Source organism: Bradyrhizobium sp. YR681 (assembly GCF_000282615.1).
Classification (GTDB): domain Bacteria; phylum Pseudomonadota; class Alphaproteobacteria; order Rhizobiales; family Xanthobacteraceae; genus Bradyrhizobium.
Genome location: NZ_AKIY01000213.1, coordinates 1 through 13799, shown reverse-complemented (window position 1 = coordinate 13799; position 13799 = coordinate 1). Strand labels below are relative to the sequence as shown.

Here is a 13799-nt window from a genome sequence, read left to right as displayed (position 1 = left end):
CCGCAGGACATCGGCGGCTATCCGCAGAATTTCCCGCTGTACTGAGCGGGCATCACGACCGAATCAAATTGGCCGGGCTCACGCCCGGCCTTTCTCATTTCGGGAGGTGCCGTAGGGCGGGCAAAGGCGCCCTTGCGCCGTGCTCGCCATCTCTCTCGGTCGCAAAAAATGCGTGGGCACGCTTCGCTTTGCCCACCCTACGAGACACGTTGTGTGTGTGAGAGCTGCGCCCGCGTTACGCGTTCGCCGCCGGGTCGTAGCGCCTGCAAAATTCCTCGATCGCCTCGGAGCGGAAATCGGCGAGACGCTCGAAGATGAGCTGGTCCGGCCAATCCCACCAGGCGATGCGGCGCAGGCTGTCCGCGACCGAATCATCAAAACGCTTGCGGATGGGACGCGCGGGAACGCCGCCGACGATCGTGTAGGGCGCGACATCGCGGCTGACCACCGCGCCCGCGGCGATCACCGCACCGTCGCCGACGTTCACGCCCGGCAGCAGGATGGCGGCGTGGCCGATCCAGACATCATTGCCGACGATGACACGGTCGCCGCGGCGGTCCGCGAAGAAGTCGCGGTCCCGCGTCGCACTCGCCTCGTAATATTCGGGCACATAGGTGAAGCGATGCTGCGACGGACGGCCCATCGGATGGTTGGGCGCGCCGATCCGTACCGAATTGGCGATGGCCGTGAATTTACCGATCACCGCGTCGGCGACGTCGCAGTTCTCGCCGAGATAGGAGTAGTCGCCGAGCGTGGCATATTCGATGCGCGTGTTGGCGAGAATCTCGCAGCGCCGCCCGATCTGCGCCTCGCGCCGGCGGACCGTCTCATGGATGATGGTTTCCGCGATCTTGGGGCGGGGTGCGGTGTCCATGAAATGGCTCCAGCGCGTAGCGCGTAGCCCGGGTGAGCGAAGCGACACCCGGGAAGGCTGCAGCCAAAGTCCCGGATATCGCTTCGCTCATCCGGGCTACGGCAGATCGCTTACGCGTGCAGCTTCTGCAATTCCTTCAGGATCGCTTCGCCCATCTGCGTGGTCGAGGCGGAGGTGGTGCCTTCCGACTTGATGTCGGCGGTGCGCAGGCCGCTGGCCAGCACCGCGGCGATCGCGGCGTCGACCTTGTCGGCGAGATCGCCCATGTCGAAGGAATAGCGCAGCGCCATGCCGAACGACGAGATCATCGCGATGGGATTGGCGAGGCCCTTGCCGGCGATGTCGGGGGCCGAGCCGTGCACCGGCTCGTACAGCGCCTTGCGCTTCTTGCTCTTGACGTCGACCTCGCCGAGCGAGGCCGAGGGCAGCATGCCGAGCGAGCCCGTCAGCATCGCCGCGATGTCGGAGAGCATGTCGCCGAACAGATTGTCGGTGACGATGACGTCGAACTGCTTCGGCGCCTTCACCAGCATCATGCCGCCGGAATCGGCGAGCTGGTGCTCGAGCGTGACATCGGGATATTCGCGCTTGTGGACCGCCGTCATGACCTCGTTCCAGAGCACGCCCGATTTCATGACGTTGCGCTTCTCCATCGACGTCACCTTGTTCTTGCGCTTCCTGGCCAGCTCGAAGGCGACGCGGCCGATGCGCTCGATCTCATAGGTGTCGTAGACCTGGGTATCGACGGCGCGCTTCTGGCCGTTGCCGAGATCGGTGATGGTCTTGGGCTCGCCGAAATAGACGCCGCCGGTGAGCTCGCGCACGATCATGATGTCGAGACCCTCGACCGCCTCGCGCTTGAGGCTGGAGGCGTCCGCCAGCGCCGGGTAGCAGACGGCCGGACGAAGATTGGCGAACAGAGCGAGATCCTTGCGCAGGCGGAGCAGGCCGGCCTCGGGGCGCACCTCGTAGGGCACGGCATCCCACTTCGGGCCGCCGACCGCGCCGAAGATGATGGCGTCGGCGGCGAGCGCCTTGGCCATGTCGCCCTCGGAGATCGACACCTTGTGCGCGTCATAGGCGGAGCCGCCGACCAGGCCGGTGTCGGTCTCGAACTTGGCGATCCCGGCCGAATTGAGCCAGTCGATCAGCCGCTTCACCTCGCCCATCACCTCGGGGCCGATACCGTCGCCGGGGAGCAGCAGCAATTTGTGGGTCGCCATGGTCGTTTCCTCTGAGATCGAAATTCGGCCGGAGTGCTAGAGCGGCGTTGCGCGCTTGGCAAGACACCATTGCCGCGGCGCGGCTGTGCAAGGCGGGCGGGGCCTGCCAGACTGCGGGACGCCGGAGTACCCCTGTTGCACGCCCCTGACAGCCCACTGCCCGACGCCCGTCCCGCGCGGCTGATCCTGATCCTGTCGCTGGCGGCGACGGTCGGGCTCGGGATCGGCCGCTTTGCCTATGCGCTGGTGCTGCCCGACATGCGGGAGGACCTCGGCTGGTCCTACTCGGCTGCCGGTTTCATGAACACCATCAACGCCGTCGGCTATCTCGTGGGCGCGCTTGTGGCCTCCCGGCTGATCCAGCGCGTCGGCTGGTCGGCGGCGATCCGCGGCGGAACCCTGGTTTGTCTGGCCGCGCTCGCCACTTGCGCGCTGACTGGCAATTTTTTCGCGCTCAGCGCGGCACGGCTGGTGCTGGGCATCGGTGCCGCGGTCGCCTTCGTTGCCGGCGGCGCCCTGGCCGCGACCATCGCGCAGTCATATCCCGAGCGGTCCAATTTCCTGCTCAGCCTGTTCTATGCCGGCCCCGGTGTCGGCATCCTCTCCTCGGGGCTGATCGCGCCGTTCACGCTGCAATGGTTCGGCCCGGGCTCGTGGTGGATCGTGTGGTGGGCGCTGACGCTGCTCTCGGTCGCGATGGCGGTACCGCTGTTCCTTGTCCGCATCGAGAGCAGGGTACGCTTCGGCGAAGCCAGCCACGCCTCCTTCGCGATTCCGCCCGTGCTGATCTATCTGGCGGCCTACTTCCTGTTCGGCGCGGGCTACATCGCCTACATGACCTTCATGATTGCCTATGTGCGTGACGGCGGCGGCGATGCGACGGCGCAGGCTGCGTTCTGGGGCCTGATCGGCCTCAGCGCTTTCGTCACACCCTGGGTCTGGCGGAGCGTGCTGGCGCTCGACCGCGGCGGTCTCGCCACCGCCATCATCCTCGGCACCAACGCGATCGGCGCCGGCCTGCCGATGCTTGGACACTCGACGGCGTGGCTTGCGACCTCCGCAGTGGTGTTCGGCGTCGCCTTCTTCGCCGTGGTCAACTCCACCACCGCCTTCGTCCGCTTCAACTATCCGCATGAGCAATGGCCGACCGCGATCGCGGCGATGACGATCTCGTTCGGCGTCGGCCAGACGCTGGGGCCGATCGTGGTCGGTGCGATCACGGATGCGCTGGGGAGCTTGAGCTACGCGCTCAATGTGTCGGCGGCGCTGCTGGCGCTGGGGGCGGTGCTATCGCTGCTCCAACGCAAGGTCGGGCCGGCCAAACAATCGGTGCCGTAGGGTGGGCAAAGCGAAGCGTGCCCACGATCTCTAACATCGCGAGAAGGTGGTAGGCACGGCGCTTTGCGCCTTTGCCCACCCTACGGCAGCGGAGTTCGCCTCAGCTCCCGCTGAACGAATTATACCCCTGGTCTTCCCAGTAGCCGCCCTTGTAGTCGTTGGTGACTTCCATCGAGACCACGTATTTCGGATTCTTGAAGCCGAGTTTTGTCGGCACGCGGATCTTCATCGGGAAGCCATAGGCGCGCGGCAGAATCTCGCCCGCGTATTTGAACGTCATCTGGGTCTGCGGATGCAGCGCGGTGCGCATGTCGAGCGGTGAATTGTAGCCGTCCTTGTCGGCGCACTGGAACCAGACGTATTTGGCGCGGGTGTCGGCGCCGATCAGTTTCAGGAAGTCGCGCAGCGGCGTTCCGGTCCAGCTGCCTATCGCGCTCCAGCCCTCGACGCAGATGTGACGGGTGATCTGCGTGACCTGCGGCAGCTTGTAGAGTTCGTCCAGCGTCCACGACTTCTTGTTGTCGACGAGGCCGCGCACCTCGAGCTTCCAGTCTTTGCCGTCGACCTCGGGCGCATCGTCGAGATCGTAATAGGCGTTGAACGGGAACGGCTTGGTGATCGCGCTCTCGGGGAAGGTCGGCGCCAGCACGTCGGGATTGAAGATGAAGGCCTGCACCGCGTCGTTGAATTTCGAGACGCTCTTCAGCATCTCCTCGGCCGACGACGAATCGATCACGTCGCAGCCGGCGAGCAGTGTCAGCGCACCCAGGCTGGCGCCGCCCGCGATGAAGCGGCGGCGGGTGACATCCGGCATCGTCTTGATGGAGTCCTTGATCAGCAGCCGCTTGTCGACGCCGGGGATCAGGAATGAACGCTTGGCCATGGTTCTACTCCCTCTCTAGCGACCGATGATCATCGCGCGCAGGCTCTTCGGCACCAGCAGCGCGAGGGCGACGTGAATGACGAGAAAGGCGCAGATCGCGGCCATGCAGAAGAAATGGACGTAGCGCGCGGTCGGGTAGTCGCCGAACAGCATGACCAGCCAATGCAGCTGCACCGGCTTCCACATGCCGAGGCCCGACAGCACGATCAGCACGCCGACCAGGATGATGCCGGCATAGAGCGTGCGCTGCACGTAATTGTAGACGCTGAGATCGTCGTGACCCAGCTTGAAGGTCAGCGCCGCCCTGACGTCGTGAAGTACGCCGGACGGCGTGATCGGCAGCAGCTTCTTGCGAAAACGGCCGGTGGCAAAGCCCGTGACGAGATAGGCAAGGCCGTTGATCATCAACAGCCACATCGCCGCGAAGTGCCAGAGCAGCCCGCCGCCGAGCCAGCCGCCCAGCGTGTAGTCGCGCGGGAAGCTGAAGCCGAACAGCGGCGAGGCGTTGTAGATCTGCCAGCCCGACAGGATCATCAGGACCATGGCGAGTGCATTGATCCAGTGCATGACCCGGACCCAGGCCGGCTGGATCACTTTGGCCGGGGTGGCGCTGACCTGCTCGTCGGTGACTGTAAGGCTCGACATGGTGGTTCCGTCCTGAAAGCCGTGTGACAGCCATTATACGCCGATGCTTCCGCTTTCGTTACGCCCGGCCGGACATCGAATCGATGTGCGCGGGCTATCGTAGTCACAAAAAAGCGAGCCGGGTGGCCCCGGCTCGCCGTCTCAAAGCATCCGGTCTGGGGGATGAAACCGGACCTGGCGGTGTTACGACGCCGGCATCAGCACGGTGTCGACCACATGGATCACGCCGTTCGACTGGTTGACGTTGGAGATCGTCACCATCGAGGTGCCACCCTTGGCATCGACGATCCAGACCTTGCCGTCCTGCTTCTTGACGGTCAGCTCCTCGCCCTCGGCGGTCTTCATCTTCTTGCCGTCGGTGAGGTCGGAGGCCTCGAGCTTGCCGGGCACGACATGGTAGGTGAGGATCTTGGTCAGGGTCGCCTTGTTCTCAGGCTTCACCAGGGTGTCGACGGTGCCGGCCGGCAGCTTGCCGAAGGCGGCGTTGGTCGGCGCGAACACCGTGAACGGGCCCTTGCTTTCCAGCGTCGGCACCAGACCGGCCGCCTTCACCGCCGCCACCAGCGTGGTGTGGTCCTTCGAGTTGACCGCGTTCTGGACGATGTTCTTGGACGGGAACATCGCGGCGCCGCCGACCATGACGGTCTTCTCCTCGGCACGGGCGGGCGCGACGACGGTCGCGGTGATGGCCAGGGCGCTGAAGGCGGCGGCGGTGAGATAGGCAATGCGCTTCGACATGGAGAAACTCCCGATTGGATTGGTGACCGGCGATGGCCGGCGTTTGCGTTGGGGCAACAACGGCGCCTGCGACAGTTTGACGTGAAGCAGTCACGCGTCGTTGGTCCGAACTACGGGAGGGGTTGCGAAGTGGTTTCGGGGAATAATTTATCGTGATGCGTGAAACTATGGGGGAGAATGCACGTGGGGTGAGCGAGGATTGTAGCCCGGATGGAGCGAAGCGTAATCCGGGGTTGTCGCGTGCGGATCGACTTGTCCCGGATTGCGCTTCGCTCCATCCGGGCTACGAACTCCTAATCCCTGTTGTTCGGCGTCTGAATGAACCCGCGATTATGCGTCGGGCTGATCAGCAGCTCGTTGATACACACGCGCGGCGGCATCGACGCGATGAACGCGATGGTGCGCCCCAAATCTTCGGATTGCAGCATCTTGGCCTGCTCCGCCTCGCTCGGCACCACCGGGCGCAGTTTCAGGATCGGCGTCGCCACCTCGCCCGGCATCAGGCAGCAGGCGCGCAGGCCGTTGACGCATTCGTCCATGTTGAAGGAATGGGTCAGCGCCAGCACCGCATGCTTGGTGGTGGTGTAGGCCGGGCCCGGCATCTTCGAGACATGACGGCCGGCCCAGGACGAGACGTTGATGATCGAGCCGTCCTGCTGCTTGCGCATCGTCGGCAGCACCGCGCGCATGCAATAGAGCACGCCGTTGAGATTGACCTGAACGAGCTTGTCCCAGCCCTCCAGTTCCATGTCCTTCCAGCTGCGCTTGGGCACGTTGATGCCGGCATTGTTCACGAGCAGGTCGATCCGGCCATGCGTCGCGACGATTTGATCGGCCGCCTTCTGGGCCTGGTTCGCGTTGGACACGTCCAGCGCAATGGCCTCGGCCGTCCCGCCGGCCTTGGCGATCTTCGCGACTACGGTATCCAGGGCGTCCTTGCGGCGGCCCGAGACCACGACGATCCAGCCGTCGGCCGCGAGCGCCTCGGCGCCGGCTTCCCCGATCCCGCTGCCGCCCCCGGTCACCCAGGCCACGCGTTTCTCGTTTTTGGTCATGCCAACTGTCTCCGTTGCTTCATTGGGGCGGTTTTTGCTAATCCAGCCCTCGGTTTTGACCGGCCTTGTTTGCCTTCTAGTTTGCCTTGCGGTCGAGGAAATCTTGCATGAACCAAGCTGCCAACGCCAACTTGTTTTCCCGCCTGTTCGACGGCCTGGACGATCCCAAGCGCATCGCGATCGAAACGCAGGACGGCGCCCATATCAGCTATGGCGACCTGATTGCGCGGGCAGGCCAAATGGCGAATTTGCTGGTGGCGCGCGGCGTGAAGCCCGGCGACCGCGTCGCGGTGCAGGTGGAAAAATCCGTCGCCAATATCGTGCTGTATCTCGGCACCGTGCGGGCCGGTGCGGTCTATTTGCCGCTCAACACCGCCTATACGCTGAACGAGCTCGACTACTTCATCGGCGATGCCGAGCCGTCGCTGGTGGTCTGCGATCCCAGCAAGGCGGAGGGGCTCGCCCCGATCGCCGCCAAGGTGAAGGCCAAGGTCGAAACGCTTGGCCCTGACGGCAAGGGCTCGCTGACGGACGCCGCCGACAAGGCGAGCAGCGAGTTCACGACCGTTCCGCGCACCAACGACGATCTCGCCGCGATCCTCTACACCTCGGGCACGACGGGGCGCTCCAAGGGCGCGATGCTCAGCCACGACAATCTCGCGTCGAACTCGCTTTCGCTCGTCGGCTACTGGCGCTTCACCGACAAGGACGTGCTGATCCACGCGCTGCCGATCTACCACACGCACGGCCTGTTCGTGGCGACCAACGTGACGCTGTTCTCGCGGGCGTCGATGATCTTCCTGCCGAAGCTCGATCCGGATTTGATCATCAAGCTGATGGCGCGCGCCACTGTGCTGATGGGCGTGCCGACCTTCTACACGCGTTTGCTGCAGAATCCTGCGTTGTCGAAGGAGACGACAAAGCACATGCGGCTGTTCATCTCGGGCTCGGCGCCGCTGCTGGCCGAGACCCATCGCGAATGGTCGGCGCGCACGGGCCATGCCGTGCTCGAACGCTACGGCATGACCGAGACCAACATGAACACGTCGAATCCCTACGACGGCGAGCGCGTGCCCGGCGCGGTCGGCTTTCCGCTGCCCGGCGTCTCCGTGCGCGTCACCGAGCCCGAGACCGGCAAGGAGCTGCCGCGCGACGAGATCGGCATGATCGAGGTGAAGGGCCCGAACGTGTTCAGGGGTTACTGGCGCATGCCGGAGAAGACCAAGTCGGAATTCCGCCCCGACGGCTTCTTCATCACCGGCGATCTCGGCAAGATCGACGACAGGGGCTACGTCCACATCCTCGGCCGCGGCAAGGATCTCGTGATCTCCGGCGGGTTCAACGTCTATCCGAAGGAGATCGAGAGCGAGATCGACGCCATGCCCGGCGTGGTCGAATCCGCCGTGATCGGCGTGCCCCATGCCGATTTCGGCGAGGGCGTCACGGCCGTGCTGGTCTGCAACAAGGGCGCCGACGTGAATGAGGCCGCGGTGCTGAAGGCGCTCGATGGAAGGCTCGCCAAGTTCAAGATGCCCAAGCGGGTGTTCGTCGTCGACGAGTTGCCGCGGAATACGATGGGCAAGGTGCAGAAGAACATTTTGCGCGACACGTACAAGGATATTTACGCGAAGAAGTGAGGTGGGGGAGCTCTGCTCTCTCGCCGTCATTGCGAGGAGCGAAGCGACGAAGCAATCCAGACTGCGTCCGCGGAAAGATTCTGGATTGCTTCGCTGCGCTCGCAATGACGGAGGGTGGGAGGCTATTGCCCGCCCAACAGGCTCATCACGAACCGGCTGCCGACGATGAACAAATAGCACCCGAACGCCACTTCCAGCGTCCGCTTCGACATCGCATGCGCGGCTCTCACACCCAACGGCGCCGTGACGAGGCTCATCGGCATCACCAGCACGGCGCCGATCAGCGAGACATAGCCGAGCGCGAACGGGACTTGCAGCGCGGCGACGGCGGGATAATTCGCTGCCGCCGGCCAGCCGGCATAGATGTAGCCGAGCGCGCCGGGGATCGAGATCAGCACCGCCAGCGCCGACGAGGTCGCGACCGCCTGATGGATCGGGCGGCCATAGAAGGTCATCAGCAAATTCGAGAACAGGCCGCCGCCGATGCCCATCAGCGTCGAGAGGATGCCGACGCCGAAGCCATAGACGCGCATCAGCGGTCCATCAGGCAGATCGTCGCCAAGCTTCCAGCCCTCGCGCGCGAAGATCAGCCGCACGGCGGCCGACCAGGCGACACAGACGAACACGATCTTGAACAGCCGCTCCGGCGCGTAGCGCGCAACGACGCTGCCGGCGACGACGCCGATCAGGATCGGCAGCCACCACACGCGCAGGATGGTCATGTCGACGGCGCCCCGCTTGTAATGCGCCTGGAACGAACGGATCGAGGTCGGGATGATCACGGCGAGCGAGGTGCCGATGCAGAGCGGCATGCGCACCTCCAGCGGCACGCCGGCGATGCGGAAGCACTCGTAGAACACCGGCACGAGGATCGCGCCGCCGCCGATGCCGAACACGCCGGCCAGGAATCCCGAGAGCGCACCGGTTGCGATCAGCAACAGCGCGAGCTCGACGATCTCCTTGATATCAAGTCCCGCGATCACCCTGACCTGCCCCGGCGACTGGTCGCAGCGTCTCCGAGAGACGCTCGGAGTTGGCTCAGGGGCAAGCTGTAGGCGATCTGATTCGTCCGGTCGACACGCTGCGCCTCCCGGCTGGGGTGGAATGCAGGCGACGCATATCCGGCAGGGGGCAGGAATGGGCCCGGCAAGCAGGGCCAGCAAGCAAGTGGAACGACGCTTTGGAGCGTTTGGACGACACGGTCCGTTTAGAGGCGTTCCAATAGTAATTTCAATGCACCGGAGCGGGCAGACAAAGGGTGAATCAAAATTCTTTCTTTCGTTGGCGGACCGCCTCGCTGGTATACCAAGCCCCTGATTGGCCTTGGTTCGTCAAGGCTCTAGAGCTGAATGCCCGTTCGATTTATGGCGATTTGGTGATTGCGCAGGCCAAATCGACTCCGTAAATAGAGCCAACTTCTCGCGATCCCCGCGTGCCCCCTGCTGGGCCGCAATAAACATCAAAAGCCCATGACCGCACGGATCGAACGACCGCTTTCCCCACACATGCAAGTCTACCGCTGGACGCTGACGATGGCGCTGTCCATCGTCCATCGCGCCACCGGTATTGCCCTTTATGTCGGAACCCTGCTGCTGGTCTGGTGGCTGGTCGCGGCCGCCTCCGGCCCCGCCGCCTATGCCTATGTCCAGGCCTTCACCGGCAGCATCATCGGACGCCTGATCGTGTTCGGCTACACCTGGGCCCTGATGCACCATATGCTGAGCGGCATCCGGCATTTCGTCTGGGACCTCGGCTACGGCTTCAAGGCCAATGAGCGCGAAGCGCTGACCTGGGGCGCGCTGATCGGCGGCATCGTGCTCACGGTCCTGATCTGGATCATCGCCTATGCGATCGGAGGCGGACGATGAGCACGGCCGATACGCCCAAGCGCAGCATGCGCACCCCGCTCGGCCGCGTCCGCAATCTCGGCGCCGCGCATTCCGGCACGTCCGACTTCTGGCGCCAGCGCATCACCGCCGTCGCCATGACGCTGCTGATGCTGCCGGTGATCGTCGTCGTCATGATGCTGCTCGGCAGCAACCAGGCCGGCGCCAAGGTGATCCTCGGCTCGCTGCCGATCGCAGTGATCATGCTGCTCTTCATCGTCGCCAGCGCCTGGCACATGAAGATCGGCATGCAGGTCGTGATCGAGGACTACGTCCACAACGAGAAGCTGAAGCTCATCTCGATCATGCTCAACAACTTCTTCTCGGTCGCCGTCGCGCTCGCCTCGACCTACGCGATCCTCAAGATCTCATCCGGAGTGTAACCCATGGCCAATGAGACGAATGGCAAGGGCAACGGCGCTCCCGCCACCAACGGCAAGGCCTATCCGATCGAAGACCACACCTATGACGTCGTCGTGGTCGGCGCCGGTGGCGCGGGCCTGCGCGCCGTGGTCGGCTGCAGCGAGGCCGGCCTGAAGACGGCCTGCATCACCAAGGTGTTTCCGACCCGCTCGCACACGGTTGCGGCCCAGGGCGGCATCTCCGCCTCGCTCGGCAACATGCACAAGGACGACTGGCGCTGGCACATGTACGACACCGTGAAGGGGTCGGACTGGCTTGGCGACCAGGACGCAATCGAATACATGGTGCGCAACGCGCCCGACGCGGTCTACGAGCTCGAGCATTGGGGCGTGCCGTTCTCGCGCACCGAGGACGGCAAGATCTACCAGCGTCCGTTCGGCGGCATGACCATGGACTACGGCAAGGGCCAGGCGCAGCGCACCTGCGCCGCCGCCGACCGCACCGGCCACGCCATGCTGCACACGATGTACGGCCAGTCGCTGCGTCACGCGGCCGAGTTCTTCATCGAGTTCTTCGCCATCGATCTGATCATGGACGACCAGGGTACCTGCCGCGGCGTCATCGCGCTCAAGCTCGACGACGGCACGCTGCACCGCTTCCGCGCCCAGACCGTGATCCTCGCGACCGGCGGCTATGGCCGCGCCTACGCCTCCTGCACCTCGGCGCACACCTGCACCGGTGATGGCGGCGGCATGGTGCTGCGCGCCGGCCTGCCGATGCAGGACATGGAGTTCGTGCAGTTCCACCCGACCGGCATCTACGGCTCGGGCTGCCTCGTCACCGAAGGCGCCCGCGGCGAAGGCGGCTATCTCGTCAACTCCGAGGGCGAACGCTTCATGGAGCGTTACGCGCCCTCCGCGAAGGATCTCGCCTCGCGCGACGTCGTCTCGCGCGCGATGACCATCGAGATCCGCGAAGGCCGCGGCGTCGGCAAGAAGAAGGACCACATCTTCCTTCATCTCGACCATCTCGATCCCGCGGTGCTCGCCGAGCGCCTGCCGGGCATCTCGGAATCCGCAAAAATCTTCGCCAATGTCGACGTGACGCGCGAGCCGATCCCGATCGTGCCGACCGTGCACTACAACATGGGCGGCATCCCCACGAACTATCACGGCGAAGTGCTGACCAAGAAGGACGGCGACGACAACGCCATCATCCCCGGACTGATGGCGATCGGCGAAGCCGCCTGCGTCTCCGTCCACGGCGCCAACCGCCTCGGCTCGAACTCGCTGATCGACCTCGTCGTGTTCGGCCGCGCCGCTGCGCTGCGCCTCGCCGAGAAGCTGACGCCGAACGCCAAGCAGCCCGAGCTGCCGGCGAACTCGTCCGACCTCGCGCTCGGCCGCCTCGACCATTATCGCTACGCCTCCGGCGGCACGCCGACCGCGAAGCTGCGCGAGGGCATGCAGCACGTGATGCAGAACAATTGCGCGGTGTTCCGCACCGGCGACATCCTCAGCGAAGGCCAGAACCTGATCGAGAAGGTCCACAGCGGCATCACCGACATCGCGGTGTCCGATCGCTCGCTGGTGTGGAATTCGGATCTGGTCGAGACGCTGGAGTTCGACAATCTGATCTCGCAGGCCGTGGTGACGATGAACTCGGCCGCCAACCGCACCGAGAGCCGCGGCGCGCATGCGCGCGAGGATTTCTCCGAGCGCGACGACAAGAACTGGATGAAGCACACGCTGGCCTGGCTGGAGGACAACGGCAAGGTCAAGATCGAGTATCGCCCGGTTCACGACTACACCATGACCAACGACGTCCAGTACATTCCGCCCAAGGCGCGCGTGTACTGAGCGAACAGCGAAAGCCTCATCGAAATGGTTGAATTCGCACTTCCGAAGAACTCCAAGATATCCGGCGGCAAGACCTGGCCGAAGCCTGCGGGCGCGACCGAGACCCGCGAGTTTCGCGTCTATCGCTGGAATCCGGACGACGGCAAGAATCCGAGCGTCGACACCTATTACGTCGACACCAATGATTGCGGTCCGATGGTGCTGGACGGCCTGATCTGGATCAAGAACCACATCGACCCGTCGCTGACGTTCCGCCGCTCCTGCCGCGAAGGCGTCTGCGGCTCCTGCGCGATGAACATCGACGGCCAGAACACGCTCGCCTGCACCCGCTCGATGCATGACGTGAAGGACGGCGCGGTCAAGATCAACCCGCTGCCGCACCAGCCGGTGGTGAAGGACCTCGTTCCGGATCTGACCAATTTCTACGCGCAATACGCCTCCGTCGAGCCGTGGCTGAAGACGACCTCGCCGACGCCGCAGAAGGAATGGCGCCAGAGCCACGAGGACCGCGAGAAGCTCGACGGCCTCTACGAGTGCATCCTGTGCGCCTGCTGCTCGACCTCGTGCCCGAGCTATTGGTGGAACAGCGACCGCTATCTCGGTCCCGCGGCCCTGCTCCAGGCCAACCGCTGGGTCTCGGATTCCCGCGACGAGGCCACCGGCGAGCGCCTCGACAATCTCGAGGACCCGTTCCGTCTCTATCGCTGCCACACCATCATGAACTGCGCCAAGGCCTGCCCGAAGGGCCTGAACCCCGCGGAAGCCATCGCCGAGCTCAAGCTCAAGATGGTCGAGCGCCAGATCTAGGCCTTGCTCATGCTACGGTCCCCGGCCATCACGGCCGGGGTATTCTACGATCAGCGTCAGTTTGAGTAGAATTTGCCAAAACCCGCGCGACGGGTGAATCTCCCGAACACAACCAAGGATTACCGGCACAAGCCGCTTCCTTCCCGGCGGGAAATTCAGTTAAGCTTCCGGTCGGGGGACCGGGAGCGACCGTGCAGGGCGCGCAACGCAACTCGTTGAGACTCTTGCAGTGGATGATGGCTGCGTCCCTGGCGCTGCCGATTGCGCTGTTCGCCATTGCCGCCACGATCTCCTACACCTCGACGCACGACATCGCCGACCGCGAGATCGAGCGCACGCTCGACGTCGCGCATGAGCATGCCCTCAAGGTGTTCGAGACCATCGACCGCAGCCTGTCCGAGCTCAACGAGGTCGTGCGCGGCCTTTCCGACGACGCCATCCGCCCGCGCGAGCCCGTGCTGCACCAGCGCCTGAAGCGGCTGGGCGCATCG

The 13799-nt window shown here is 64.5% G+C and carries 13 protein-coding genes and 1 pseudogene; 7 read left to right on the top strand and 7 right to left on the bottom strand.

Annotated features, from left to right (window positions below):
• Positions 1-235: 235 nt before the first annotated feature.
• Both PMI42_RS21725 and leuB read right to left on the bottom strand, forming a co-directional pair.
• On the bottom strand, positions 236-874 hold the full coding sequence (locus PMI42_RS21725; protein ID WP_008138018.1) for a DapH/DapD/GlmU-related protein: 639 nt from the start codon (positions 872-874) through the stop codon (positions 236-238).
• Positions 875-984: 110 nt separating this feature from the next.
• The gene (gene leuB / locus PMI42_RS21720) at positions 985-2097 is read right to left on the bottom strand and encodes a 3-isopropylmalate dehydrogenase (RefSeq protein WP_008138016.1); all 1113 of its coding nucleotides are present in this window, start codon (positions 2095-2097) and stop codon (positions 985-987) included.
• Between the two features lie 135 nt (positions 2098-2232).
• Here leuB and PMI42_RS21715 point away from each other — a divergent pair, with 135 nt between their 5' ends.
• On the top strand, positions 2233-3435 hold the full coding sequence (locus tag PMI42_RS21715; RefSeq protein ID WP_008138014.1) for a YbfB/YjiJ family MFS transporter: 1203 nt from the start codon (positions 2233-2235) through the stop codon (positions 3433-3435).
• 100 nt (positions 3436-3535) lie between these two features.
• Here PMI42_RS21715 and PMI42_RS21710 read toward each other — a convergent pair whose 3' ends face one another.
• The 4 genes from PMI42_RS21710 to PMI42_RS21695 all read right to left on the bottom strand — a co-directional run bounded on the left by PMI42_RS21710 (position 3536) and on the right by PMI42_RS21695 (position 6756).
• On the bottom strand, positions 3536-4318 hold the full coding sequence (locus PMI42_RS21710) for a molybdopterin-dependent oxidoreductase (protein ID WP_008138013.1): 783 nt from the start codon (positions 4316-4318) through the stop codon (positions 3536-3538).
• A gap of 15 nt (positions 4319-4333) precedes the next feature.
• A complete protein-coding gene (locus PMI42_RS21705; protein WP_008138012.1) occupies positions 4334-4963 on the bottom strand; it encodes a cytochrome b/b6 domain-containing protein in 630 nt (209 codons plus the stop codon).
• Positions 4964-5146: 183 nt separating this feature from the next.
• Complete coding sequence (locus PMI42_RS21700; RefSeq protein WP_008138011.1) at positions 5147-5701, bottom strand: fasciclin domain-containing protein; 555 nt, start codon at positions 5699-5701, stop codon at positions 5147-5149.
• Positions 5702-5994: 293 nt separating this feature from the next.
• Positions 5995-6756 (bottom strand): SDR family oxidoreductase, encoded by a 762-nt coding sequence (locus PMI42_RS21695; RefSeq protein ID WP_008138010.1) that lies wholly within the window; start codon positions 6754-6756, stop codon positions 5995-5997.
• Positions 6757-6863: 107 nt separating this feature from the next.
• Here PMI42_RS21695 and PMI42_RS21690 point away from each other — a divergent pair, with 107 nt between their 5' ends.
• On the top strand, positions 6864-8393 hold the full coding sequence (locus PMI42_RS21690) for a malonate--CoA ligase (RefSeq protein ID WP_008138009.1): 1530 nt from the start codon (positions 6864-6866) through the stop codon (positions 8391-8393).
• A gap of 122 nt (positions 8394-8515) precedes the next feature.
• On the opposite strand, the gene PMI42_RS21685 is transcribed toward PMI42_RS21690, so the two are convergent.
• Entirely contained in the window at positions 8516-9376 is an 861-nt protein-coding gene (locus PMI42_RS21685; RefSeq protein WP_008138007.1) for a sulfite exporter TauE/SafE family protein, read from the bottom strand.
• A gap of 486 nt (positions 9377-9862) precedes the next feature.
• On the opposite strand from PMI42_RS21685, the gene sdhC reads away from it, so the two are divergent.
• The 5 genes and pseudogenes from sdhC to PMI42_RS21660 all read left to right on the top strand — a co-directional run.
• Positions 9863-10261: a succinate dehydrogenase, cytochrome b556 subunit gene (gene sdhC, locus PMI42_RS21680; protein ID WP_035966291.1), complete on the top strand. Its 399-nt coding sequence runs from the start codon at positions 9863-9865 to the stop codon at positions 10259-10261.
• The gene (gene sdhD / locus PMI42_RS21675; RefSeq protein ID WP_008138005.1) at positions 10258-10662 is read left to right on the top strand and encodes a succinate dehydrogenase, hydrophobic membrane anchor protein; all 405 of its coding nucleotides are present in this window, start codon (positions 10258-10260) and stop codon (positions 10660-10662) included. Before sdhC ends, sdhD begins: the two co-directional genes overlap by 4 nt.
• A gap of 3 nt (positions 10663-10665) precedes the next feature.
• Entirely contained in the window at positions 10666-12501 is a 1836-nt protein-coding gene (gene sdhA, locus PMI42_RS21670; protein ID WP_008138004.1) for a succinate dehydrogenase flavoprotein subunit, read from the top strand.
• Between the two features lie 24 nt (positions 12502-12525).
• Positions 12526-13308 carry a succinate dehydrogenase iron-sulfur subunit gene (locus PMI42_RS21665; protein WP_008138003.1) on the top strand — a complete coding sequence of 261 codons (783 nt, stop codon included), beginning with the start codon at positions 12526-12528 and terminating at the stop codon, positions 13306-13308.
• Positions 13309-13499: 191 nt separating this feature from the next.
• Positions 13500-13799 (top strand): annotated as a pseudogene (locus PMI42_RS21660) (hybrid sensor histidine kinase/response regulator); the annotation flags it as partial.